Origin of the sequence: Pseudomonas cremoricolorata (assembly GCF_000759535.1) — a bacterium.
Lineage (GTDB): Bacteria > Pseudomonadota > Gammaproteobacteria > Pseudomonadales > Pseudomonadaceae > Aquipseudomonas > Aquipseudomonas cremoricolorata_A.
Window position 1 is genome coordinate 2781128 of record NZ_CP009455.1, and the last position, 23702, is coordinate 2804829.

The 23702-nt window shown below is 63.1% G+C and carries 23 protein-coding genes; 18 read left to right on the forward strand and 5 right to left on the reverse strand.

Features of this window, described 5'->3' with window-relative positions:
- The first annotated feature begins 124 nt into the window (after positions 1-124).
- A complete protein-coding gene (locus tag LK03_RS12280) occupies positions 125-1462 on the forward strand; it encodes an MFS transporter (RefSeq protein WP_038412653.1) in 1338 nt (445 codons plus the stop codon).
- A gap of 170 nt (positions 1463-1632) precedes the next feature.
- On the opposite strand, the gene LK03_RS12285 is transcribed toward LK03_RS12280, so the two are convergent.
- From LK03_RS12285 to flgA, 5 genes are all read right to left on the reverse strand, one after another.
- On the reverse strand, positions 1633-3861 hold the full coding sequence (locus tag LK03_RS12285) for a TonB-dependent siderophore receptor (RefSeq protein WP_038412655.1): 2229 nt from the start codon (positions 3859-3861) through the stop codon (positions 1633-1635).
- 176 nt (positions 3862-4037) lie between these two features.
- On the reverse strand, positions 4038-4814 hold the full coding sequence (locus tag LK03_RS12290; RefSeq protein WP_205621214.1) for a flagellar brake protein: 777 nt from the start codon (positions 4812-4814) through the stop codon (positions 4038-4040).
- A gap of 49 nt (positions 4815-4863) precedes the next feature.
- The gene (locus LK03_RS12295; RefSeq protein ID WP_038412657.1) at positions 4864-5331 is read right to left on the reverse strand and encodes a flagella synthesis protein FlgN; all 468 of its coding nucleotides are present in this window, start codon (positions 5329-5331) and stop codon (positions 4864-4866) included.
- Between the two features lie 45 nt (positions 5332-5376).
- Entirely contained in the window at positions 5377-5694 is a 318-nt protein-coding gene (flgM, locus tag LK03_RS12300) for a flagellar biosynthesis anti-sigma factor FlgM (RefSeq protein ID WP_038412658.1), read from the reverse strand.
- 153 nt (positions 5695-5847) lie between these two features.
- On the reverse strand, positions 5848-6600 hold the full coding sequence (gene flgA, locus LK03_RS12305) for a flagellar basal body P-ring formation chaperone FlgA (RefSeq protein WP_038412659.1): 753 nt from the start codon (positions 6598-6600) through the stop codon (positions 5848-5850).
- 65 nt (positions 6601-6665) lie between these two features.
- Between flgA and LK03_RS12310 the strand changes: the two genes are divergently transcribed.
- The 17 genes from LK03_RS12310 to LK03_RS12390 all read left to right on the forward strand — a co-directional run bounded on the left by LK03_RS12310 (position 6666) and on the right by LK03_RS12390 (position 23680).
- Positions 6666-7595: a chemotaxis protein CheV gene (locus tag LK03_RS12310; RefSeq protein ID WP_038412661.1), complete on the forward strand. Its 930-nt coding sequence runs from the start codon at positions 6666-6668 to the stop codon at positions 7593-7595.
- A gap of 52 nt (positions 7596-7647) precedes the next feature.
- Positions 7648-8475 carry a protein-glutamate O-methyltransferase CheR gene (gene cheR, locus LK03_RS12315; RefSeq protein ID WP_038412663.1) on the forward strand — a complete coding sequence of 276 codons (828 nt, stop codon included), beginning with the start codon at positions 7648-7650 and terminating at the stop codon, positions 8473-8475.
- Between the two features lie 269 nt (positions 8476-8744).
- A complete protein-coding gene (flgB, locus tag LK03_RS12320; protein WP_038412664.1) occupies positions 8745-9152 on the forward strand; it encodes a flagellar basal body rod protein FlgB in 408 nt (135 codons plus the stop codon).
- 2 nt (positions 9153-9154) lie between these two features.
- On the forward strand, positions 9155-9598 hold the full coding sequence (flgC, locus tag LK03_RS12325) for a flagellar basal body rod protein FlgC (protein ID WP_028694561.1): 444 nt from the start codon (positions 9155-9157) through the stop codon (positions 9596-9598).
- A gap of 13 nt (positions 9599-9611) precedes the next feature.
- Positions 9612-10307 carry a flagellar hook assembly protein FlgD gene (locus LK03_RS12330; RefSeq protein WP_038412665.1) on the forward strand — a complete coding sequence of 232 codons (696 nt, stop codon included), beginning with the start codon at positions 9612-9614 and terminating at the stop codon, positions 10305-10307.
- 30 nt (positions 10308-10337) lie between these two features.
- A complete protein-coding gene (gene flgE, locus LK03_RS12335) occupies positions 10338-11657 on the forward strand; it encodes a flagellar hook protein FlgE (protein ID WP_038412667.1) in 1320 nt (439 codons plus the stop codon).
- 63 nt (positions 11658-11720) lie between these two features.
- Positions 11721-11912 (forward strand): hypothetical protein, encoded by a 192-nt coding sequence (locus LK03_RS12340; protein WP_038414705.1) that lies wholly within the window; start codon positions 11721-11723, stop codon positions 11910-11912.
- A gap of 164 nt (positions 11913-12076) precedes the next feature.
- Positions 12077-12817: a flagellar basal-body rod protein FlgF gene (flgF, locus tag LK03_RS12345; RefSeq protein ID WP_038412668.1), complete on the forward strand. Its 741-nt coding sequence runs from the start codon at positions 12077-12079 to the stop codon at positions 12815-12817.
- Positions 12818-12865: 48 nt separating this feature from the next.
- Positions 12866-13651: a flagellar basal-body rod protein FlgG gene (gene flgG, locus LK03_RS12350; RefSeq protein WP_028694556.1), complete on the forward strand. Its 786-nt coding sequence runs from the start codon at positions 12866-12868 to the stop codon at positions 13649-13651.
- A 40-nt stretch (positions 13652-13691) separates the two neighbouring features.
- Complete coding sequence (gene flgH / locus LK03_RS12355) at positions 13692-14387, forward strand: flagellar basal body L-ring protein FlgH (protein WP_038412669.1); 696 nt, start codon at positions 13692-13694, stop codon at positions 14385-14387.
- 12 nt (positions 14388-14399) lie between these two features.
- The gene (locus tag LK03_RS12360; RefSeq protein WP_038412670.1) at positions 14400-15509 is read left to right on the forward strand and encodes a flagellar basal body P-ring protein FlgI; all 1110 of its coding nucleotides are present in this window, start codon (positions 14400-14402) and stop codon (positions 15507-15509) included.
- 11 nt (positions 15510-15520) lie between these two features.
- A complete protein-coding gene (flgJ, locus tag LK03_RS12365) occupies positions 15521-16705 on the forward strand; it encodes a flagellar assembly peptidoglycan hydrolase FlgJ (RefSeq protein WP_038412671.1) in 1185 nt (394 codons plus the stop codon).
- 10 nt (positions 16706-16715) lie between these two features.
- Positions 16716-18758, forward strand: a complete 2043-nt coding sequence (gene flgK, locus LK03_RS12370) for a flagellar hook-associated protein FlgK (RefSeq protein ID WP_038412672.1) — start codon at positions 16716-16718, stop codon at positions 18756-18758.
- A 13-nt stretch (positions 18759-18771) separates the two neighbouring features.
- A complete protein-coding gene (locus LK03_RS12375; protein ID WP_038412673.1) occupies positions 18772-20334 on the forward strand; it encodes a flagellar hook-associated protein 3 in 1563 nt (520 codons plus the stop codon).
- A 299-nt stretch (positions 20335-20633) separates the two neighbouring features.
- Entirely contained in the window at positions 20634-21575 is a 942-nt protein-coding gene (locus LK03_RS12380) for a ketoacyl-ACP synthase III (protein ID WP_038412675.1), read from the forward strand.
- Between the two features lie 246 nt (positions 21576-21821).
- Positions 21822-23249: a flagellin gene (locus LK03_RS12385; protein WP_038412677.1), complete on the forward strand. Its 1428-nt coding sequence runs from the start codon at positions 21822-21824 to the stop codon at positions 23247-23249.
- Positions 23250-23323: 74 nt separating this feature from the next.
- The gene (locus LK03_RS12390) at positions 23324-23680 is read left to right on the forward strand and encodes a flagellar protein FlaG (protein ID WP_038412678.1); all 357 of its coding nucleotides are present in this window, start codon (positions 23324-23326) and stop codon (positions 23678-23680) included.
- Positions 23681-23702: the final 22 nt, after the last annotated feature.

The following is a 23702-nucleotide window of genomic DNA, read 5'->3' on the forward strand; positions in this document are numbered from 1 at the left end:
ACACAACATCCTCGCCATGCGCCACCTTAGTCTGATGGACTGCGGCGCGAGTGCCGGCCGGTTTATGCTTGCACGCTGTTGTCCACCTGCTGTTGTCGACCAAAAGGGAGCCCGCCCGGGACGTATGCGCCATATCTGGAAGTCCTTCCGTTCGTTGTATTTCGCCGCGCTGATGATGCTGATCGGCTCGGGCCTGCTCAGTACCTACCTGGCCCTGCGCCTGGCTGCCGACAACGTCGACAGCCTGTGGGTAGGTGCCTTGATGGCGGCCAACTACTTCGGTCTGGCGGTCGGCGGCAAGGTCGGCCACCGGCTGATCGGCCGGGTCGGGCATATCCGTGCCTACGCAACCTGTGCCGGCATCGTCGGCGCTGCGGTGCTCGGCCATGGCATGACCGACTGGCTGCCGGCCTGGGTCGGACTGCGGATGATCGTCGGCCTGGGCATGATGTGCCAGTACATGGTCATCGAGAGCTGGCTCAACGAGCAGGCCGACGCCAAGCAGCGCGGCGCGGTGTTCAGCGGCTACATGATCGCCTCGTACCTGGGCCTGGTGCTGGGCCAGCTGATTCTGGTGGTGCACCCGCAGTTGGGCCTGGAACTGCTGATGCTGGTGGCGATGTGCTTCGCCCTGTGCCTGGTGCCGGTGGCGATGACCCGGCGCATTCACCCAGCGCCGTTGCGTCCGGCGCCGATGGACCCGCGGTTTTTCATCAAGCGCGTGCCTCAGTCACTGTCCACCGTGCTCGGTGCGGGTTTGATTGTCGGCGCGTTCTATGGTCTGGCGCCGCTGTATGCGTCAAGCCAGGGGCTTTCGACCGAGCAGATCGGTCTGTTCATGGGTAGCTGCATTTTCGCCGGACTGGTGGTGCAGTGGCCGCTGGGCTGGCTGTCCGACCGCTACGACCGCGCGGTGCTGATCCGCAGCGTCGCCGGTGGGTTGGCGGTGGTGGCGCTGCCGCTAGCGATCTTCCCCTCGGTGCCGCTGGAGCTGTTGTTCGGCATGGGCTTTCTGATTTCGCTGCTGCAGTTCGGTCTGTATCCGCTGGCGGTGGCGTTCTCCAACGACCATGTCGAGAGCGAGCGGCGGGTGTCGCTGACCGCCATGCTGCTGGTGACCTATGGCGTCGGCGCGAGTATCGGCCCGTTGGCCGCAGGCGTGCTGATGAAGCTGTTCGGCGAGCAGATGCTGTACGCCTTCTTCAGTTTCTTCGCCCTGGTGCTGGTGTGGCGGATTCGCCCGCAGGCGGTGACAGGCTTGCACCAGGTCGACGATGCGCCACTGAGCCACGTCGCCATGCCCGCCGCCAGCTCGCCGCTGTCGGCAGCACTCGACCCGCGGGTCGACGAACAGACCGTGCAGGATGTCATGCAGGCGCCGGTGGCGGCCGAGGATACCGAAGAAGAGGAGCAGCCCGAAGAGATCGAGCAGGCGGGGGATGAGCAGGTTTCGCGCAGTTGAGTCATCGCGCTGACCGGAGCGTGCCGGAGCGGTGATCGAATCCACGCTGCTCGGTTGCCTGCATGGGGCCGGCGGTGCCGGCCATCGCGGCTGAAGCCGCTCCTACACGGGGTTTGCGTAGGGGCGGATTCAGCCGCGAATGGCGTTCACGCCGATCTACGCCATGGGCCTCACAACTTCCAGTCCAGGCTCACCATCATGGTCCGTGGTTCGCCGTGGTAGACGCCGTTGTAGAAGCCGACGTTGTTGTAGTAGTGCTCATCGAACAGGTTCTTCACGTTGAGCGACGCCGCCAGGTGTTCGTCGATCTGGTAGCGGGCCATCAGGCCGACCACGGCGAAGGCCTTCTGGCTGATCTTGTCGGGGGTGGTGATGATGCCTTCACTGTTGCGCCCGACCGGGCGTCTGGCCATGCGGAACTTGTCGCTTTCCCAGTCGACGCTGGCGCCCACGGTCAGCGCCGGATCGATCTTGTAGGTGCTGGAGAAGCGCACCAGGTTCAGCGGTTGTTCGGTGCTCTTGCGTTTCTTGTCTGCGGTCTGGGCGTGGGTGTAGCTGTAGCCCAGGCTCATCTGCCAATCGGTCATCACCTCACCGGCCACCTCCGCTTCGAAGCCCTGCACGACGATGCCCTTGCCGCCGCTCTTGTAGTAGACCTCGTTGCCGTTCGGCGGCACCGAGTCGTCCACCTCGGCGACGTTGTCCTGCTTGCTGCGAAACACTGCGGTGCTGAGGTTGAGGCGCTCATCGAGCAGGCTGCCCTTGAGGCCGAGCTCGTAGACCTTGCCGACGATGGGCTCCAGGTACTGCTTGTTGACGTCGACCACGTTCTGCGGGTTGAAGATGTCGGCATAGCTGACATACGCGGTGAATTCATCGGTCAGGTCGTAGAGCAGTCCGGCGTAGGGCGTCCACTGATCGTTCTGCGTCTGCTGGCTTTTCGGCTGCTCGGTGCCGACCAGGTTGGCATCGTAGTTCCAGCTGCGCCGCTGGGTTTGCCAACTGCCATAGCGGCTGCCCAGCACCAGGTGCAGGCGGTCGGTGGGGTTGAGGCGAGTGGCGATGTAGCCGGCCTTCTGCCGGGTGTACGAGCGGCTGCGATCCAGACCGGTGGAGAGGTCGTAGAACTTGGGAATCGAGCCCATGTACTTCCAGTCGGGGATTTCATCGTAGCCGTCCGGCACGGGCAGGCCGATGTAGTACGGGTCGCTGTTGCGCCGCTCCGATTCGCCATAGCCGACCATGAAGTCGTGACTGCGGCCCAGCAGTTGGAAGGGGCCTGCGAGGTTGAAATCCAGGGCGTCCATTTTTTCTTCGCCGCTGAAGTGCTGGTACCACGCTTTCATGCCGCTGCGGTCGGCCTCGGGGAAGCCGTTGCCGCCGTAGTAGACCTTGCCGTCGGTGTCGGTCTGGCGATGGGTGTAGGCCACCTTCATCAGCCAGTCGTTGCCCAGGCGTTGGTCGAGGGTGGCGAAGAAGGTCTGGTCCTTCAGCGGCCAGGACGACCACGGCGTGGTCATGCTGGTCGAGCGCGGCAGCTTGGCTTTGCTGCCGTCGGCATTCCAGTACGGCACGGTGCCCCAGGTGCTGCCCTGTACGTGCTTGTTCTGGTAGTCGTAGCCCACCGCCAGCACGGTGCTGTCGGTAAGGTCGGCTTCCAGCACGCCATAGGCCACTTCGCGCTGGTTGGCGTAGTTGTCCATGAATGATTTGTTGTCGCGGTAGGCCAGCACCGTGCGGCCGCGCAGGCGTCCGTCCCAGCCCAGCGGGCCACCGACATCCAGGTAGCTGTAGTAGTTGTCGTAGCTGCCGGCACTCACGCCGCTGCTCACCGCCAACTGATGGGTTGGGCGCTTGCGCACCATGGCGATGGTGCCGGAGGGGTCACCGGCGCCGGTGGTCAGGCCAGTGGCGCCGCGGACCACTTCGATGCGGTCGTAGATAATGGTGTCCGAATCTGACTTGAGCCCCGAGAAGGTGTTGAGCATGCCATCGATCTGGAAGTTGTTGATCGCATAACCGCGCGAGTAATACGCGGGCCGCTCGGAGTCGTTGCGCTGCACGGTGACCCCGGTGACGTGGGCCATGGCTTCGGACAAGGTGTTCAAGCGAAAGTCATCGAGCTGCTGGCGTGACAACACCGACACCGACTGCGGCGTTTCCTTGATCGATAGGTTCAGGCGCGTGGCGGCGCTCATGCTGCCAGTGGTATAGGAACCACTGTTCTCGGTGGTCTTGCCCAGGCTGTTGGCATAGACATCGGTGGCGTCCAGTTCCAGGACCTGCTGTTCGGATTCCTCTTTCGCGTCCTTGCTTTCCTGCGCGAGGGACAGCGGGCTGCACACCGAGGCCCACAGGCCTAGGGTGAGGGTCATGGAAGGGCGGATGGACAGACGCATTGCGGGTGGTCTCCTTGATCATGGTGAAATCCGTTGGGGCGGAATCTACATGAAAATCAACCGCAAATGACAATTAATCTCGTTTTAAGTTGAAAGCGATGAGCTGCAAGCTGCAAGTTATGAGTTAGCAGCTTGGAGCTTGGAGCTAGAAGGGGCCTTGGCCCTGGATGGCCGACTCAGTAATCATCCTTGTCGAAGCGGCGCGCTTCACGCTGCAACTGATAGACGAAGCTTTCCACCCGGCGCTGCGAGGGGCCGTTGAGGTTGTGGAAACGCACCCCGGCAAAGGTGGTGTTGATGCGTTCTTCGAAATGCAGGTGACGCAGCTCGACCATCACATCGGCAAGGCCCAGCGGGGTGGCGGCCTTGAAGCGCTCGTACACCTGGCCCAGTTGCAGGCGGCTTTCCACATCGCTGTCGAAGCGCAATTTGCAGCCGGTGGCGGAGATGTCCAGTAGCTTGCCGCGCAGCGGGCCGTCACCCTCGAGGTGGCTGCCGTCGACCACGATGTCGACCAGTTGCGACAGTTTCAGCGCTGCGCGAAATGCATTGCGTCGCTGGTGGTAGGTCACTTCGCTCGGCAGCGGGCCGCGGTAGCAGCGGTGGCCGTCGATTTCGGTGATGGTCAGCGGATGATTGCATTCCCAGGCCACGCGTACGCCATCGTGGAAGCCTTCGATACGGAACGGCTCGCCGCTTTCGATGAAGCGTTCGCCATCGCGCGGCATCAATTCGTCGAGCGCCAGCAGGTCGCTGTCCTTGTCGACCTTGACCACATAGCTCTGGAAACGCTGGCTACGTTCGGGGAAGGTCAGAATCAGCGGATCGTGGCTGTCCAGCAGTTGGCGAAGGTTGGCGGTGATCTCCAGGGGAGTGGTCAGCACCTTCGGCGGCTGAGGAGCATCGGCGTCATTGAACACGGGGAAACAATCTCCAGGCAAAAAGCTACACATCCAGGTTGCGGCATTTTGCCAGCATGCTGCGCGGCTTGATAGGGGCTGATTACACCTGGCTCAGTGCCCGGTGTCGCGCCATTGGCGAGGTGCCGCCGCGGCTGTCGTACAGGGAAGGGGATTCGCCGCCCATGATGATGCGCAGCTGATTGGAGGTGACGTGTTGCTGCACCTGGATGATCCGGCCGTTGGTCTGGTTGACCTGGTGGCAGGTGTCGAGCAGTTGGCTGAGCAGGTCGAGGCGCTGCATCAGCACTTCACCCTGTGCCGACCGAGCAGCCAGAGCCTGCACGCCTTCGCGGTCGGCCGACAGACCCAATTCGCCAAGCAACTGCGCACGGCTGCGGCCATGCTGTTCGAGCAGCACGATCAACGACTGCTTGCGCGCCAGGATCGTCTCCAGCAGCGGCATGTCGCGGCCATGCAGGGCCACGGCTTCGCTTTGCAGCAACTCGAGCAGCTCCTGGGTCGGGGCGATGTCCTGTTCGATCAGGTGCAGCAGGGTGGTGTCGGGCATGGCTCACTCATTACGTTGGCGTCCGTGAAGGCCAGCGCGCCGAACTCAGCGCTGAGCTTCGAAATCGAGCATCTTGCTGGCGACGCGTCCGGCATCGACCTGATAGCTGCCATCGGCGATGGCCTGCTTCAGTTGCGCCACGCGGGCGCTGTCGACCACTGGCTGCTCGCGCAGGGTGTCAGTGATTTTCTGCAACTGCTGGGCCTCGGGGCTCAGGTGCACGGCCTCGCCACTGCTGGTGGCGCTGGCGGGCTTGGCATCGGTGGCGCCCGCAGCTTTCTCAGCGGGGCCGGCAGCGGCATTGCCGCGCACACCGCCGCTCGGGGCGGGTGTGTTATTCAAACGACTGAAGTCGATGACCATGATCGGAAACCTCTGGGGATATGGACGCTTGCCTTGTTTTCGGCCATCCCAGGCAAAACTTTAGGCACTCCTGCGTTGACCTCGATCAACGGCTACGTACTGTGCGGTGCCGCACAGTTTAGGAAAAGCACCACGTTCCTGCCAGCGTTTGTCCTACATGGCGACTTCCACTTGTCCGGGCGCGGTCACGCGTGCCTTCACGACCCGCTTGGAATTGAGGTTGCGTACGCGAATCTGTTCGGCCAGCCCCCCCTTGCTCAGCGCCTCGCCGGGCATGCGCACGCTGAGGCTGCCGCTGCGGGCGACGATCACCACATGGTCGCCCTTGCGAATCAGTTCGGCCTGCTCCAGATGCTGCGGCGTCAGTACCTGGTCGAGTACGGTCGGGCGCAGCAGCTTCATGCCCACCGCCTGATCGAGTTCAGTGATGAACCCCTGCTTGAGGGTGCCGACGTCACGTTCGCGCAGCGCCACGTCGCCTGCGCCGATGACGCTTTCGCGCTTGAGCGGGCGCACCATCACCACCACGTCGCGGTGCAGGCGCACGGTGGCCGGGACGAATACCGTCCAGGGTCCGCTGCCGGCGCAACGCACCCGTACCGTCACTCGGCCCAGCGGCTGCGCCGGACTTTCCAGCGAGGCGTCAAGCGCTTGGCTGCACTGCGGCATGCGCAGGCGTGGGTCGAGCGGGTTGACTGCGATTTCATACCGCCCCGGGGTCTGCGTGGTGGCCAGATAATCCTCGACGGCGAACTCAAGAAATCCCTGCGTCACGCCGATAAGCTGTTCAGGCGAGGTAAACGCCTGCGCCAGCGCCTTGGCGCCCGGTGCCAGCAGGCACAGAGCCGCCAGTGGGGCGCTCAGCAGTTGCGTCAGTCGTCGGAAAATCGTCGTTTTCATGTGCATGACGCTCAAAAAAGCAAAGCCCGTGCCGACTTGGTAGTCAGGGCTGAAAGGTAGAGGAGTCTGGCATGGCGGGAGTAATGGATTCGGTCAATCAGCGCACACAGCTGGTGGGGCAGAATCGTCTTGAGCTGCTGCTGTTCCGTCTGAACGGCGCGCAGCTGTACGGCATCAACGTGTTCAAGGTGCGCGAGGTGCTGCAATGCCCGCCGCTGACCGTGTTGCCCAAGTCGCACCCGGTGGTGCGCGGTGTGGCGAACATTCGCGGGGCGACCATTCCGATCCTCGATCTGTCCATGGCCACCGGCCTGCCGGGGCTTCAGGAAGAGATCAGCAACAGCTTCGTGATCATCACCGAGTACAACACCAAGACCCAAGGCTTTCTGGTGCATTCGGTAGAACGCATCGTCAACATGAACTGGGAGGAGATCCATCCGCCACCCCGTGGCACGGGCCGCGACCACTACCTGACCGCGGTGACCCGGGTGGATAACAAGATGGTCGAGATCATCGACGTCGAGAAGGTGCTGGCCGAAGTGGCGCCAACCTCCGAATCGGTGTCGGCCGGCGTGATCGATGCCGAGGTGCAGGACAAGGCGGTCATGCTGCGGGTGCTCACCGTCGATGACTCTTCGGTGGCACGCAAGCAGGTCAGCCGTTGCCTGCAAACCGTAGGCGTCGAAGTGGTGGCGCTCAACGACGGGCGTCAGGCGCTGGATTACCTGCACGGCTTACTCGATGAGGGCAAGCATCCGGAAGAAGAATTCCTGATGATGATCTCGGACATCGAGATGCCGGAAATGGATGGCTACACCCTGACCGCCGCCATTCGCAGCGATCCTCGCATGCAAAAACTGCACATCGTCCTGCATACTTCGCTGTCCGGCGTGTTCAACCAGGCGATGGTCAAGAAAGTCGGTGCGGATGACTTCCTTGCCAAGTTCAAGCCGGACGACCTTGCCCAGCGCGTGGTCGATCGGATCAAGGCAACACATTGAAATGTCCGGGGGCGCTGCTCCCGGCACCTGTGATTTGAGAGGGGCGGCAACAGTGTCTACGGCGACTTCAGATTTCGAGCAGTTCAGGGTCTTCCTGGAAAAAGCCTGTGGCATCCTGTTGGGTGACAACAAGCAGTACCTGGTTTCCAGCCGCCTCAACAAACTGATGGAGCAGCAGGGCATCAAGTCCCTCGGCGAGCTGGTGCAGCGCATCCAGACCCAGCCGCGCGGCGGTCTGCGCGAGCAGGTGGTCGATGCCATGACCACCAACGAAACCCTGTGGTTTCGTGACAACTATCCCTTCGAAGTGATGAAGAACCGGGTGATTCCCGAGTTCATCAAGAACAACCCGGGCCAGCGTCTGCGCATCTGGTCGGCGGCCTGCTCGTCGGGGCAGGAGCCGTACTCGTTGTCGATGACCCTCGATGAGTTCGAGCGCAGCAACCTTGGCCAGTTGAAGATGGGGGCGCAGATCGTTGCCACCGATCTATCCGGGCTGATGCTCAACAACTGCCGCACCGGCGAGTACGACAGCCTGGCGATTGCCCGCGGCCTGTCGCCTGAACGTTTGCAGCGCTATTTCGACAGCAAGGGCGCCGGTCGCTACGCGGTCAAGCCGGCGATTCGCAGCCGCGTCGAGTTTCGTGCGTTCAACCTGCTCGACAGCTACGCCGCACTGGGCAAGTTCGATGTGGTGTTCTGCCGTAACGTGCTGATCTACTTCTCGGCCCAGGTGAAGAAAGACATTCTCATGCGCATTCACGGCACCCTCAAGCCGGGCGGTTATTTGTTCCTCGGCGCTTCCGAGGCCCTCAACGGCCTGCCGGACCACTATCAGATGGTGCAGTGCAGCCCAGGCATCATCTACCAGGCCAAGTGAGCCCCATGGCCGCGGCTTTGACAGCGGCCGCGCCCCCTTGGCTGACCAGCACCTGCTGACGCCCCGTCAAAATTCTGCTGCGCCCCGTGCGCCAACCTGCTTTTGCCGCCTGCTGCCATCCCGGCGGCAGGGTTTTGCCGCTTTTCTGGCGAGCAGAGTTGCGGCTCAGCCATTCAACCCCACGGCCGGCAAGGCTTTTGCCGGTTTGGCACAGCGCTTGCTAAGTTTCGCTCAACCTATTTCCGGTCAACCTGCGCAGGTTCCCCGACATGAGCATCAACTTCGACAAGGCGCTCGGCATCCACCAGCAGGCGATGAATTTTCGCGCCCAGCGGGCTGAGGTGTTGGCCAACAACATCACCAACGCCGACACGCCCAATTACAAGGCCCGCGATCTTGACTTCTCGGCAGTGCTGGCAGCCGAGGCGCAGAAGCAGGACAACGGCCGCGTGGCACTGACCCGCACCAACGGCAGGCACATCGAAGCCGAGGGCCTGAGCGGCGCTGACGAAGCGCTGATGTACCGCATTCCGACCCAGCCGTCGATTGACCAGAACACCGTCGATGCGCAGATGGAGCAGTCCAACTATGCGCAAAACGCGCTGGACTTCCAGGCCAGCTTCACTCTGCTCAACAGCAAATTCAAAGGGCTGGTATCGGCCCTGCGCGGAGAGTGACCATGTCCCTTGCCAACGTCTTCAATATCGCCGGTAGCGGCATGAGCGCGCAGAACACCCGGCTCAACACCGTGGCGTCGAACATCGCCAACGCCGAAACCGTGTCCTCGAGCATCGATCAGACCTACCGCGCCCGCCACCCGGTGTTCGCCACCACCTTCGAGCAGGCGCAAAACGGCGCCGGGCAATCGTTGTTCGAGGACCAGGGCCAGGCCGGACGCGGCGTGCAGGTCACCGGCATCGTCGAGGACCAGAGCGATCTGCAGGCGCGCTACGAGCCCAACCACCCGGCGGCGAACAAGGACGGCTACGTCTACTACCCCAACGTCAACGTGGTGCAGGAAATGGCTGACATGATTTCCGCCAGCCGCTCGTTCCAGACCAACGCCGAGCTGATGAACACGGCCAAGACCATGATGCAGAAAGTCCTGACCCTGGGTCAGTAAGCGGGATATCGCCATGAACAGCACAGACAGCGTCAACGGTTCAAGCTACCTGACCTCACTGCAACAGCAGCGCTCCTCCACAAACGCCAGCAGCGGCACCGCCGGCAGCGCGTTGGGCAAGGACGCGTTCCTGCAGTTGCTGGTGACCCAGATGAAAAACCAGAACCCGCTCGATCCGCAGCAGAACGGCGAGTTCGTCGCCCAGCTGGCGCAGTTCAGCAGCCTGGAAAGCATGCAGACCCTGAACAGCTCGGTGAACAGCATTCTCCAGGGCTTCCAGTCGTCCACCGCCTTGCAGGCGTCGTCGCTGGTCGGGCGCAACGTGGTGGTGCAGACCGACACCGCCAGCGTCGATACCAGCAAGGACATGAAGGGCTCGGTCAACCTCAGCGCCTCGAGCACGGCGGTCAAGGTGGGCGTGTACAACAGCCAGGGCGACCTGGTGCGTACCCTCGATCTGGGCAGCAAGAGCGGCGGGCTGGCCGAGTTCACGTGGGATGGCCGCGATGCCAAGGGCGAAGTGGCGCCAGCCGGTGCCTACACCTTCAAGGCCACGGCCGATATCAAGGGCACCGCCACCGCCATGACCACCAACCTGCCAGCCACGGTCAACAGCGTTACCACCGGCGTCAACGGCAGCGAAATGATGTTGAACCTGGCAGGGCTGGGCAGTGTGCCCCTGTCGAAAGTCCAAGTGATCGGAATCTGAGGGCCGACCGACGTCGGCAGGAGTGAGTAAATGTCTTTCAATATCGGACTGAGCGGGCTGTATGCAGCCAACAAGGCCCTCAACGTCACCGGTAACAACATCGCCAACGTGGCGACCACCGGCTTCAAGTCCTCGCGCGCCGAGTTCGCCGACCAGTATTCGGCCTCGGTACGCGGCACCAGCGGCCGCACCGATGTCGGCAGCGGCGTGCGTACCGCCGCGGTATCGCAGATGTTCAGCTCGGGCAACATCGTCAGCACTGGCAAGAGCCTGGACCTTGCCATCGACGGCAATGGCTTCTTCGCCATGGACGACAACGGCTCGCGCATCTACACCCGCGCCGGCGCGTTCTACAGCGACAAGGACGGCAAGATCGTCAATGCCTCTGGTGCCAATCTGCAGGGTTATCCTGTCGATGCCGAGGGCAAGGTGGTGCGTGGTGCGCTGACCGATCTGCAGATCGACACTTCGAACCTGGCGCCCAAGCCGACCTCGAAGATCAGCGAGACCCTCAACCTCAATTCCACCGCCACCGCGCCCAAGGTCACCCCGTTCAACCCGGCTGACGTCGACAGCTACAACCATACGTTCAACACCGAGCTGTACGACAGCCAAGGCAACCTGCACCAGCTGAATCAGTACTTCGTGCGTGACACGGTCAGCAACTCGTGGACCATGTACACCACGGTCAACGGCCGCAACCCGACCGACCCGACCAACACCACGCCGCTGGTCAACAACCTGCCGTTCAAGTCCGATGGTTCGTTGGATGTAGACGCCATGACCGCAGGTCCGGTGACAGGCGGTCTGTCGATCGGTACCGACAAGACCTTCCAGGTCGATGGCTGGGTGCCGGGTCACAAGAACGCCCTGGGCGACTGGGCGAGCAACGGCGCCACGGCCAACCCGACCGGGGTGCGCCTGGACATGCTCGCCACCACCCAGTACAACGCCGCCTCGGCGACCACCGCCAAGACCCAGGATGGCTATGCCACCGGTGAGCTGTCCGGCCTTGCGGTGGACACCAGCGGCAACCTGTTCGCCAGCTTCACCAATGGCCGTGACAAGGTCATTGGCCAGGTGGCGATGGCCACCTTCGCCAACCTGCAGGGCCTGACCCCGGTCGGTGGCACGGCATGGAAAGAGTCGTATGCCTCCGGCGTGCCGGTGGTGGGCGAGCCGGACACCGGCACCCTGGGCAAGATCACTGGCGGCGCGCTGGAAGACTCCAACGTCGACCTCACCGGCGAGCTGGTCAACCTGATCAAGGCGCAGAGCAACTACCAGGCCAACGCCAAGACCATCTCGACCGAGAACACCATCCTGCAGACCATCATCCAGATGGCGTGACGCGGCTTCAGGCGGGTGCGCCGCTACGGCGGCCACCGGCTTGTGGGTCGGCGCGAATCCTTCATGAAAAAAGCCTTTCTCATCAGCGTGTTCTGCCTGCTGCTCGGCCATGCCTGGGTACAGGCCGCGCCTGCGCCTTTTCAGCTGTGGCAAAGCAAGCTCACCGGCCGCTACCTGTGCAGCCAGCACAAGCCAGGCGAGGGCTGGGTGTGGCATGCCGGGCCCTTCGACAACGCCGGCTGCCGGCCGCGCTGAGCCGGCTTGCCGGCGCCTGGCAAGAAGTTGCCAGCAAACCGACACTCTGACGCTCTCTGTCCTGCTCGAACCCCCGTAAAACAAGGCTTTCGCCAAGTTGGTTCGATCCTTGCTTGATGCCGAGCACAGCGACAACGTTGCGCTTCGAACACAGAGGATCATCCGTGGACAAGATGCTTTACGTGGCCATGACCGGCGCCAGCCAGAACGCATTGGCCCAGCAGGCCCATGCCAACAACCTGGCGAACATTTCCACCACCGGTTTCCAGCGTGATCTGGAGCAGGCGCGATCGATGCCGGTGTTCGGTGACAGCTTTCCGTCGCGCGCCTACGCCATGACCGAGCGGCCGGCCACCGACTTCTCCGCTGGGGCGATGATCGAGACCGGGCGCGAGCTGGACGTGGCCGTTTCGGGCTCTGGGTTCATGGCCGTGCAGGCGCCCGACGGCAGCGAGGCTTATGTGCGCACCGGCAGCCTGAACATCGACGCCCTCGGCGTGCTGCGTGCCGGCAACGGCATGCCGGTGCTGGGTAACGGCGGCCCGATCGCCGTGCCGCCGGAGCAGAAGGTCGAGGTGGGTGACGACGGCACCATCAGCATCCGCGCCATGGGTGAAGACCCGCGGGTGATGGCTCAGGTCGACCGCATCAAGCTGGTCAATCCCGACACAAAAGGGCTGGTGAAGGGCCTCGATGGCCTGATCCACACCAGCAGCGGCCAGCCGGCCGATGCCGACGTCAACGTGCGCGTGGTGTCTGGCTTTCTCGAAGCGAGCAACGTCAACGCAGTGGAAGAAATGACCTCGATGCTGTCGCTGTCTCGCCAGTTCGAGCTGCACATCAAGATGATGAACGCGGCCAAGGAAGGCGATGAAGCCATGGCGCGTGTTTTGCAAATCGGCTGATCACACTTGAACGTGCGCCGTAAAACAGGCGCACCAGGAGAATACTGAATGCTTCCGGCTCTGTGGGTCGCCAAGACCGGCTTGTCCGCCCAGGACACCAACCTGACCGTGGTTTCCAACAACCTGGCCAACGTTTCCACCACCGGCTTCAAGCGTGACCGCGCTGAATTCCAGGACCTGCTGTACCAGGTCAAGCGCCAGCCCGGTGCCCAGTCGACCCAGGACAGCGAGCTGCCTTCGGGTCTGCAGGTCGGTACCGGTGTGCGCGTGGTCGGCACCCAGAAAAGCTTTACCGCCGGCAGCCTGCAAACCACCGAGAACCCGCTGGACATGGCGATCAACGGGCGCGGCTTCTTCCAGGTCCTGCAACCGGACGGCACCGTCTCATACACCCGTGACGGCACCTTCCACCTCAACTCCGACGGGCAGATCGTCACCGCCAATGGCTTCGCTCTCGAGCCTGCCGTGGTCGTGCCCAACGACGCGCAGACCTTCACCGTGGGCCAGGACGGCACTGTCTCGATCACCACCGCCGGCAACCCGGCCGCACAGGTGATCGGCAACATCCAGACCGCCGACTTCATCAACCCGGCCGGCCTGCAGGCCATCGGCAACAACCTGTTCTTCGAAACCGCCGCCAGCGGCGCGCCACAGGTTGGCACCCCGGGCCTGAACGGCTTCGGTACCACGCAGCAGATGACCCTGGAAAACTCCAACGTCAGCACCGTGGAAGAACTGGTGAACATGATCACCACCCAGCGCGCCTACGAGATGAACTCCAAGGTCATCTCCACCGCCGACAAGATGCTGTCGTTCGTCACCCAGCAACTGTGAACCCCGTTTCCCGCGCCCGTTACACCGTGAGGTACGCGCCATGAGTCGTCTGTTGTCCGTGTTCGCCCTGGCAGGAACCGTGTCGCTGGTCGGGTGCGTGGCGCCCGCCGCCAAGCCCAACGACCCGTATTACGCCCCAGTCCTGCCGCGCACGCCGCTGCCGGCCGCGGCCAACAACGGCTCGATTTACCAGGCTGGCTTCGAGCAGAACCTGTACAGCGATCGCAAAGCGTTCCGCGTCGGTGACATCATCACCATCACCCTCAACGAGCGCACCTCGGCGAGCAAGAACGCAGGCTCGCAGATCGCCAAGAACAGCAAGGCCAAGCTCGGTCTGACCTCGCTGTTCGGCAGTTCGGCGACCACCAACAACCCGTTCGGTGGCGGCGACCTGTCGCTCAGCGGCGGCTACAGCGGCGATCGCTCGACCAAAGGCGACAGCAAGGCCAACCAGGGCAATACCCTGACCGGTTCGATCACCGTGACCGTGGCCGACGTGCTGCCCAACGGCATCATCTCGGTACGGGGCGAGAAGTGGATGACCCTCAACACCGGTGACGAGCTGGTGCGTATTGCCGGGCTGGTGCGGGCCGATGACATCGCCACCGACAACACCGTGTCGTCCACCCGCATCGCCGATGCCCGCATCACCTATTCGGGTACCGGCTCGTTCGCCGACGCCAGCCAGCCTGGGTGGCTGGACCGCTTTTTCATGAGCCCGCTTTGGCCCTTCTGAGTACCGACGACCATGTTCAACGCAAGGCAACTGCTCGCCGCGACCCTGCTGTTCACCTGCGCGTTCGCCGCCCACGCCGAACGTCTCAAGGACATCGCCAGCATTTCCGGCGTGCGCAGCAACCAGTTGATCGGCTACGGCCTGGTCGTGGGCCTGAACGGCACCGGTGACCAGACCACCCAGACCCCGTTCACCCTGCAGACCTTCAACAACATGCTGGCCCAGTTCGGCATCAAGGTGCCGCCGGGGTCGGGCAACGTGCAGCTGAAGAACGTCGCCGCGGTGTCGGTGCATGCCGATCTGCCGCCGTTCGCCAAGCCCGGGCAGGTGGTCGACATCACCGTGTCGTCCATCGGCAACTCCAAGAGCCTGCGCGGCGGCAGCCTGCTGATGACCCCGCTCAAGGGCATCGACGGCAATGTCTATGCCATCGCCCAGGGCAACCTGGTGGTCGGTGGCTTCGATGCCGAAGGCCGTGATGGCTCGAAGATCACCGTCAACGTGCCGTCGGCAGGACGCATTCCCGGTGGCGCCTCGGTGGAACGCACCGTGCCCAGCGGCTTCAACCAGGGCAACAGACTGACCTTGAACCTCAATCGCCCCGACTTCACCACCGCCAAGCACATCGTCGACAAGGTCAACGAACTGCTTGGCCCAGGGGTGGCCCAGGCGCTTGATGGGGGTTCGGTGCAGGTTACCGCGCCCATGGACCCTAGCCAGCGCGTCGACTACCTGTCGATTCTGGAAAACCTGGAAATCGATCCGGGCCAGGCGGTGGCCAAGGTCATCATCAACTCGCGCACCGGTACCATCGTCATCGGCCAGAACGTCAAGGTTTCACCGGCCGCGGTGACCCACGGCAGCCTGACGGTGACCATCACCGAAGATCCGATCGTCAGTCAGCCAGGCGCCTTCTCCAACGGCCAGACCGCCGTGGTGCCGCGCTCGCGGGTCAATGCCGAGCAGGAAGCCAAGCCAATGTTCAAGTTCGGTCCGGGTACCACGTTGGATGAGATCGTCCGCGCGGTGAACCAGGTCGGCGCGGCGCCTGGCGACCTGATGGCGATTCTCGAAGCCCTGAAACAGGCCGGCGCCCTGCAAGCCGACCTGATCGTGATCTGAGGTCTGCGCCGATGACGCCCAAGAGCCTGGTATCGAACACGCCCGACAGTGGTGCCTACACCGACCTCAATCGCCTGAGCTCGCTCAAGCATGGCGATCGCGACAGCGACGCCAACGTGCGCAAGGTGGCCAAGGAGTTCGAGTCGCTGTTCATCAGCGAAATGCTCAAGGCGTCGCGCAAGGCCAGTAACGTGGTCGCCGACGACAACCCGATGAACACCGATACGGTCAAGCAGTACCAGGACATGTACGACCAGCAGATGGCCGTGAGCATGTCCCGCGAAGGCGGCGGTATCGGATTGCAGGATGTGCTGGTGCGCCAGTTGTCCAAGACCAAAGCCAGCGCTGCCAGCGCCGCAGCCAGCCCGTTCCCGCGGGGCGGCCACGCGCCGACACTGTGGGGCGCGCAGGTCGCGGCGCCCGGCACCAGCGGCCAGAGCGGTGTTTTGCGCAACGATGTGGCGGCGCTCAATTCACGCCGGCTGGCCCTGCCGGGCAAGCTCACCGACCGCCTGCTGGCCGGCATCGTGCCGTCTGCGAGCGACCCCCGCGCGGCTGACGCCGCACCACGGCTGGGCCGCGACAGTGCAGTCGGTCACAGCGCAAGGCCGGCGCCCACGCTGGCCGTGCCGGCCGCCAACGGCCTGCAGATCGTCGGGCGCGCCGTGGCGCAACCGCCACTGGCCCCGCAGAAGGCCTTCTCCGGCAGCGACGAGTTCGTGCGCACCATGCTGCCCATGGCCGAAGAGGCGGCCAAGCGCATCGGCATCGATCCGCGTTACCTGGTGGCCCAGGCCGCACTGGAAACCGGTTGGGGCAAGTCGGTGATGCGCAACAGCGATGGCAGCAGCAGCCACAACCTGTTCGGCATCAAGGCCACCGGCAAGTGGCAGGGCGGCGAAGCCAGTGCCATCACCAGCGAGTTCCGCGATGGCAAGTTCGTCAAGGAGCGCGCGGCATTCCGTTCCTACGACTCCTATGCCGACAGCTTCCACGACCTGGTCAGCCTGCTGCAGGACAACGGCCGCTATAAAGATGCCGTCGCATCTGCCGATAAACCGGACCAGTTTGCCCGAGAGCTGCAAAAGGCCGGCTACGCCACCGATCCTGATTACGCACGCAAGATCATCAGCATCGCCCGACAGCTGCAACCCACTGCCCAGTACGCCATGGCCGGCTCTGCAAAGACTCTATAAGGATTGACCCATGACTAATCTGATCTCGATCGGGCTGAGCGGCCTGAGTGCCAGCCAGGCGGCGCTGTCGGTCACCTCCAACAATATCGCCAACGCCGCGACCTCGGGCTACTCGCGTCAGCAGGTCATCCAGACCTCGTCGCCCTCGCAGAACATCGGCGCGGGTTTTCTCGGCACCGGCACCACCTTGTCGGAAGTGCGGCGCATCTACAGCGCCTACCTCGACAACCAGTTGCAGACCGCCACTTCGTTGCAAGCCGACGCCACGGCGTTCCAGGATCAGATCACTGGCATCGACAAGCTGCTGGCCGACCGCGATACCGGCATCAGTTCGGTGCTCACCGGTTTCTTCTCGGCCTTGCAGACCGCCTCGGCTTCGCCGTCAGATGTCGCTTCGCGGCAGTTGCTGCTGACCCAGGCGCAGACCTTGAGCAACCGTTTCAATGCCGTCTCCGGGCAGATGAGCCAGCAGAACGAGCTGATCAACTCGCAGTTGCAGACCCAGGCCGGGCAGGTCAACAAGCTCACCAACAACATCGCCGAGTACAACAAGCAGATCGTCGCGCTGTCAGCCTCCGGCAACGCGCCGAACAGCCTGCTCGATGCGCGTAGCGAGGCGGTGCGTCAGCTCAATGAGCTGGTCGGCGTCACCGTGCAGGAGCGTGATGGCAACTTCGATGTGTCGTTGGGCAGCGGTCAGGCACTGGTGGTCGGGGTACGCGCCAACCCGCTGTCGGTGCAGCCAGGCAGTGCCGACAAGAGTCAGGCCAGCCTCCAGATCCAGTACCAGGATTTCAGCTCGGATGTGACCTCGGTGATCAGCGGCGGGCAGATCGGTGGCCTGCTGCGCTACCGCAGCGACGTGCTGATGCCGGCCATGAACGAGCTGGGCCGCGTCGCGCTGGTGGTTTCCGACAGCATCAACGGCCAGCTCGGCCAGGGGCTCGATGCCAATGGCCAGTTCGGCAGCAATCTGTTTTCCAGCATCAACAGCGCCACGGCCATCGCTCAGCGCAGCCTGGCCTCGTCGAGCAACAGCGCAGGCTCGGGCAACCTCGATGTGACCATCGCCAACAGCGGGGCGCTGACCACCTACGACTACGAGGTCAAGTTCTCCAGCGCCAATCAGTACAGCGTGCGCCGTTCCGATGGCAGCGACATGGGCAACTTCGACCTCAGCGCCAATCCGGCGCCGGTGATCGACGGCTTCACTCTGGCGCTCAAGGGAGGCGCGCTGGCCGCTGGCGACAGCTTCAAGGTGATTCCGACCCGCAGCGCCGCCTTAGGCATCAGCACGGTCACCCAGGATGCCAACAAACTGGCGTTCGCTGCGCCCGTCAGTGCCGCTGCCGGCAGCGGCAATGGCGGCACCGGCACCATCACCCAGCCCACCCTCGGTGAGCGCCTCGATATTTACGGCGGCGCCGATACCGCCGCCGTGCAGGACGCCATGCGCAGCTCCATGCCGGTACGCCTGGTGTTCCAGGCGGCCAGCAACGGCACGCAGAACTACACCCTGTTCGATGCCAAGGGCGCCTCGATCGGCACCGGCAGCATCGTGCCTGGGCAGGACAACAAGCTGGCGCTGAGTGTGCCGCTGCGCGATGCCAACGGTACGCCACTGCTCGACGGCAGCGGCAACCCGCGCACCTTGAAGGTCGAGACGCGGATCGGCGGCAGCCCCAACGGCAATGACACCTTCACCCTGTCGTTCAACAGTGACGGCAAGTCCGACAATCGCAATGCCGCGCAACTGCTGGCCTTGCAGACCAAAGCCACGGTCGGTACGCAGTCTGGCGGCGGTATCAGCTTCACAGCCTCGTATGCCTCGCTGGTCGAGCAGGTCGGCGCCAAGGCCAATCAGGCCAAGATCGATGGCACCGCCACCGATGCCGTACTCAAGTCAGCCAAGGAAAGCCGCAGCGCGGTATCGGGGGTCAACCTCGATGACGAAGCGGCCAGCCTGGTCAAGTTCCAGCACTACTACACGGCCTCGTCGCAGATCATCAAAGCGGCGCAGGAAACCTTCCAAACCTTGATCAACGCGCTGTGAGGGCTAGCTGACCATGCGAATTTCCACTGCTCAGTTCTACGATGCCAGCGCCAACAGCTACGCGAAGAACTTCGCCGACATGGCCAAGACCAACGACCAGATTACCTCTGGTGTGCGTATTCAGACGCCCGCCGACGATCCGGTCGGCGCCGCGCGGCTGTTGATTCTGCAGCAACAGCAGGCATTGCTCGGCCAGTACGACGCCAACATGAACACGGTCAACAATGCCCTGTTGCAGGAAGAGAGCGTGCTGTCGACGGTCAACGAGGCCTTGCAGCGTGCCAGCGACCTGGCCCTGCGCGCTGGCGGTGCGGGCCTGACCGACGCCGACCGCACCTCGATCAGCAGCGAGCTCAAAGAGATCGAGGCCAACGTCTTTGGCCTGCTCAACTCCCGCGACGCCAACGGCAATTACATGTTCGGTGGTTCCAAGACCGCCCAGCCGCCCTATGTGCGCAATGCCGACGGCACCTACAGCTATCACGGCGACCAGACCCAGCTGAGCCTGCAGGTGTCCGATACCCTGAACCTGGCAACCAATGACACCGGCTTCACGGTCTTCGACCAGGCGGTGAACAAGAACCGCACCGAGGCGGCCCTGACCGCGCCGCTGCCCAACGACAACAAGGTGCAGGTCTCGCAGGGGTTGATGACCTCGACCTCGACCTACAACGAGCGCTTCGCCAGCGGCCAGCCGTACTCGCTGAACTTCACCAGCTCGACCCGTTTCACCATCACCGACGCCAGCGGCAATGACATCACCGCACAGACCGCCACCAATGGCGTGTTCGATGCCAACACCGAAGGCGGCAACGTGGTCACCCTGCGCGGCGTGGAGTTTCGCATCGACCTGTCGCTCAAGGACGGCGAAGACGCAGACGCCGCAGTGGCCGGCCATCAGTTCAGCCTGCAGACGCGCCCGGACAGCCTGACCGCCAGCCGTGGCGCCGGTAACCCTTCGACCGCGCAGATCACCGGTAGCAGCATCAGCAACCCGACCGACTACCACAGCACGTTCCCAAGTGGCGGCGCGGTGATTCGCTTCACCAGCGCCACCGACTACGCGCTTTATGCCCAGCCGATGAGCGATGACAGCCAGCCGGTGGCCACGGGCAGCATGAGCGGCAATGCCTTCACCGTGGCCGGGGTGACTTATCAGGTCAGCGATGCGCCAGCGGCAGGCGATGAGTTCAGCGTGAGCGTCGACACCCACCAGACGCAGAACCCGTTGCAGACCCTGGCGCAATTGCGCGCCGCGCTGGATGCACCGATCGATGGCGAAACCGTCAACATCGACCTGCGCAATGCCGTGGCCTCGGCAGTCGCCAACCTCGCCAGCGGCCGCGAGCGCATCGACATCACCCGTGGCTCGATTGGCGCTCGCGGCAACTCGCTGGAGATTCAGCGCCAGGAAAACACCAGCCTGGGTGTGGCCAACAAGACCACGCAGAACGCCATCGGCAATACCGACATGTCCCAGGCCGCGATCACCCTGACCTTGCAGCAGGCCATGCTTGAAGCTTCTCAAATGGCCTTTGCCCGGGTGTCGCAATTGAGCCTGTTCAACAAGCTCTGATCCTGCGCGCCGGCCCGCCAGGGGAGGGCGGCTCGGCGCGTTTCGGGGCCTGCAGCGCCTTCGAAGTATCCGGCGCGGCCATGTGCGAAGGGTCGCGTTTGGCTATTTCCATGTGACCAATGAGTCAAAACCTGCATCTTCCCTGTATCCTGTCGGCGGCTGTCGCATTTTGTTGCCTTTTATCTTTCGACTTACAGGCAACGAGAGCCCTGCGCGTTGTGATTTCGCGCGCCAGCCCCACTATTGGCGCCCTCGCACGACGAGCGGCGGACTTTGGCTGTTTTGATTGGGAAGCCAGAATGATTGGCATTAAAAGCATCGCCAGCTACGTGCCGGCCCAGGGCGTGGACAACTATGCCCAAGGTGCACGTTTCGAGAAGAACGAAGACTTCATCCTCGGCAAGATCGGCTCGGCCTTCCTGCCGCGCAAGGACGCTGCACAAGAGACCTCCGACCTCGCCGTCGAGGCCGCACGGGCGCTGTTCGTCAACAACCCAAGCCTCGACCCGCGCAGCATCGATGCGCTGATCGTCGTCACCCAGAATGGCGACGAGGAAGGCCTGCCGCACACCTCGGCCATCGTCCAGGACAAGCTCGGCCTGTCGACTTCGGTGGCCGCGTTTGATGTCTCCCTGGGCTGCTCGGGCTATGTGTATGGGCTGTACGCGATCAAAGGCTTCATGGAAGCGGCGGGGCTGAAGAACGGCCTGCTGATCACCGCCGACCCGTACTCGAAGATCGTCGACCCGGATGATCGCAACACCACCATGCTGTTCGGTGACGCCGCCACCGCCACCTGGATGGCCGAGGGCGCCGACTGGCAGCTGGGGCAGGCACGCTTCGGCACCGATGGCGCCGGCGCGGCGCACCTGAAGGTCAGCGACGGCACGTTCTTCATGAATGGCCGCCAGGTGTTCAACTTCGCCCTGCTCAAGGTGCCGGCGCACCTGCGCGAGCTGCTCGAAGCCAGCGACTTGCAGTCGTCCGACATCGATGCCTTCTGCATTCACCAGGGCAGCGCGGCCATCGTCGACGCCGTGGCCCGGCGTTTTGAGGAAGAGCTGGAAGACAAACACCCCGAGAAGTTCGTCAAGGACATGCTCGAGACCGGCAATACCGTGTCGTCGAGCATTCCTCTGTTGCTCGAGAAGCACATGTTCGGCGGCACCTGGCGCCGGGTGGCGATCAGTGGCTTTGGCGTCGGGCTGTCGTGGGGCTCGGCGATCTTGCAGCGAAGCTGACCGAAGCGATGGAAACAGCAGCGCCCGGGCCTATTGCCCGGGCGCTTTTTTTTGCCCGTTCATCGCCAAAGACGCGAGCTAAACGCTTGATTTATCGAAAGATGGCCAGGTGCTAGTAATTTTTTTTGCAAATTGCCCTCAAGCCAGGGACGCATCCGACGATAACCATTACGAAGGTTCTCTAGGCCACATCCGGCGGTTGCCAAGGCCGGAAGCCGCAGTAACTCATCCACCGAGGATTTCGTCATGGCTTTAACCGTTAACACCAACATTGCTTCGATCACCACTCAGAGCAACCTGACCAAGGCAAGCAACGCCCAGACGACCTCGATGCAGCGTCTGTCTTCCGGCCTTCGGATCAACAGCGCCAAGGATGATGCCGCCGGCCTGCAGATCTCCAACCGTCTGACCAGCCAGATCAACGGCCTGGGCCAGGCAGTGAAAAACGCCAACGACGGTATCTCGATCGCCCAGACCGCTGAAGGCGCGATGCAGGCTTCGACCGACATCCTGCAAAAGATGCGTACCCTGGCCCTGTCCTCGTCCACTGGCTCGCTGAGCAACGACGACCGTAAGTCGAACAACGACGAATACCAGGCGCTGACTGCCGAACTGACCCGTATCGCCCAGACCACCACCTTCGGTGGCCAGAAGCTGCTGGACGGCTCGTACGGCACCAAAGCCATTCAGGTCGGCGCCAACGCCAACGAAACCATCAACCTGTCGCTGGAAAACGTCGCTGCCAACAACATTGGTTCGCAGCAGATCAAGAGCCTGACCACTGGCGCGGATCCGAAAGCCAACGGTCTGACCGGCGGCCTGATCACCGTGACGGGTAACGGCCAGAGCGAAGACTACACCGTCGCTGCCGGCGCTTCGGCCAAGGACATCGCCAAAGGCCTGAACGGTCTGATCGGCGGTCTGACCGCTTCGGCCAGCACTGAGGTCAAGTTCACCGTTGACGCTGCTGCTGCCACCACCACCCCTGTGGACTTCACCCTGGACGTGGGCGGTCAGAAGGTTGACCTCAAAGGTGTGACCAACGTTGCCGGCCTGGCCGACCAGCTCAAGTCCAACTCGGCCAAACTGGGCATCAGCGTCAACTTTGACCAATCCAGCGGCGCTCTGTCGATCAAGTCCGATTCCGGTGAGAACGTCAAGTTTTCCGCAGTCACCGGCGGTGCGGCCATCGAAGTTGCCTCCAAAGGCGGCGACGGCAAGTTCACCGGCGCGGTAGCGATCGCTGACGACCTGGTCGCCACCGGTGCAGTGTCGCTGGACTCGGCCAAGGGCTACTCGCTGAGCGGCGCGGGTGCACAAGAAGTGTTCGGTACGGGTACCGCACTGACTTCGCAGAAAACCACCATCTCCGACACCGACGTAACCGACGCCACCACCGCGATGAACGCCCTGGCAGTCATCGACAAGGCCATCGCCTCGATCGACAGCGTCCGTTCCGGCCTGGGTGCTACGCAGAACCGTCTGACCACCACCGTCGACAACCTGCAGAACATCCAGAAGAACTCCACCGCTGCCCGCTCCACCGTGCAGGACGTGGATTTCGCCTCGGAAACCGCCGAACTGACCAAGCAGCAAACCCTGCAACAGGCTTCCACCGCGATCCTGTCCCAGGCCAACCAGCTGCCGTCCTCGGTCCTGAAACTGCTGCAGTAATCCGCGCAGTGGGCTAGAGGCAAAAGGGCGCGTACTCCGTGCCCTTTTGCCGTTCTGATTAGAGGAGTTCAGTGATGGACATGAGCGTCAAGTTGAGCCAGGCCTACACGCCGATCGTGACCTCGCTTGCAGTCTCTTCGGACAAGGACCCGTCAGCAGCAACGGTCAAGGCGCCTGACGCCGTGACCCCGGTGGACCAGGCCGCGACCCGCGAAGACCTGGAGAAGGCCGTGGGCAAGATTCGCGAATTTGCCAGCGACAACCACCGCAACCTGGATTTTTCCATAGATGACTCCACCGGCAAGGTCGTCGTGAAGGTGGTTGCCACCGACACCGGCGAGGTGGTGCGTCAGATTCCTTCCGAGACTGCGCTGAAGCTGGCGCAGAACCTCAACGATGCCAACAGTCTACTGTTCAAGGATGAAGCGTAGGTTGGCATGAAACTTGTTGCCC

Coding starts and splice junctions, on each gene's coding strand:
- flgA (WP_038412659.1), bottom strand. CDS start 6,600: ATGCACATGAAAACGACGATTTTCCGACGACTGACGCAACTGCTGAGC.
- LK03_RS12290 (WP_205621214.1), bottom strand. CDS start 4,814: ATGTGTAGCTTTTTGCCTGGAGATTGTTTCCCCGTGTTCAATGACGCC.
- LK03_RS12310 (WP_038412661.1), top strand. CDS start 6,666: ATGGCGGGAGTAATGGATTCGGTCAATCAGCGCACACAGCTGGTGGGG.
- flgG (WP_028694556.1), top strand. CDS start 12,866: ATGCTTCCGGCTCTGTGGGTCGCCAAGACCGGCTTGTCCGCCCAGGAC.
- LK03_RS12360 (WP_038412670.1), top strand. CDS start 14,400: ATGTTCAACGCAAGGCAACTGCTCGCCGCGACCCTGCTGTTCACCTGC.
- flgK (WP_038412672.1), top strand. CDS start 16,716: ATGACTAATCTGATCTCGATCGGGCTGAGCGGCCTGAGTGCCAGCCAG.
- LK03_RS12390 (WP_038412678.1), top strand. CDS start 23,324: ATGGACATGAGCGTCAAGTTGAGCCAGGCCTACACGCCGATCGTGACC.
- LK03_RS12330 (WP_038412665.1), top strand. CDS start 9,612: ATGAACAGCACAGACAGCGTCAACGGTTCAAGCTACCTGACCTCACTG.
- flgC (WP_028694561.1), top strand. CDS start 9,155: ATGTCCCTTGCCAACGTCTTCAATATCGCCGGTAGCGGCATGAGCGCG.
- LK03_RS12385 (WP_038412677.1), top strand. CDS start 21,822: ATGGCTTTAACCGTTAACACCAACATTGCTTCGATCACCACTCAGAGC.
- flgM (WP_038412658.1), bottom strand. CDS start 5,694: ATGGTCATCGACTTCAGTCGTTTGAATAACACACCCGCCCCGAGCGGC.
- LK03_RS12285 (WP_038412655.1), bottom strand. CDS start 3,861: ATGCGTCTGTCCATCCGCCCTTCCATGACCCTCACCCTAGGCCTGTGG.
- LK03_RS12295 (WP_038412657.1), bottom strand. CDS start 5,331: ATGCCCGACACCACCCTGCTGCACCTGATCGAACAGGACATCGCCCCG.
- LK03_RS12380 (WP_038412675.1), top strand. CDS start 20,634: ATGATTGGCATTAAAAGCATCGCCAGCTACGTGCCGGCCCAGGGCGTG.
- flgJ (WP_038412671.1), top strand. CDS start 15,521: ATGACGCCCAAGAGCCTGGTATCGAACACGCCCGACAGTGGTGCCTAC.
- flgB (WP_038412664.1), top strand. CDS start 8,745: ATGAGCATCAACTTCGACAAGGCGCTCGGCATCCACCAGCAGGCGATG.
- flgH (WP_038412669.1), top strand. CDS start 13,692: ATGAGTCGTCTGTTGTCCGTGTTCGCCCTGGCAGGAACCGTGTCGCTG.
- flgE (WP_038412667.1), top strand. CDS start 10,338: ATGTCTTTCAATATCGGACTGAGCGGGCTGTATGCAGCCAACAAGGCC.
- LK03_RS12340 (WP_038414705.1), top strand. CDS start 11,721: ATGAAAAAAGCCTTTCTCATCAGCGTGTTCTGCCTGCTGCTCGGCCAT.
- LK03_RS12280 (WP_038412653.1), top strand. CDS start 125: ATGCGCCATATCTGGAAGTCCTTCCGTTCGTTGTATTTCGCCGCGCTG.
- LK03_RS12375 (WP_038412673.1), top strand. CDS start 18,772: ATGCGAATTTCCACTGCTCAGTTCTACGATGCCAGCGCCAACAGCTAC.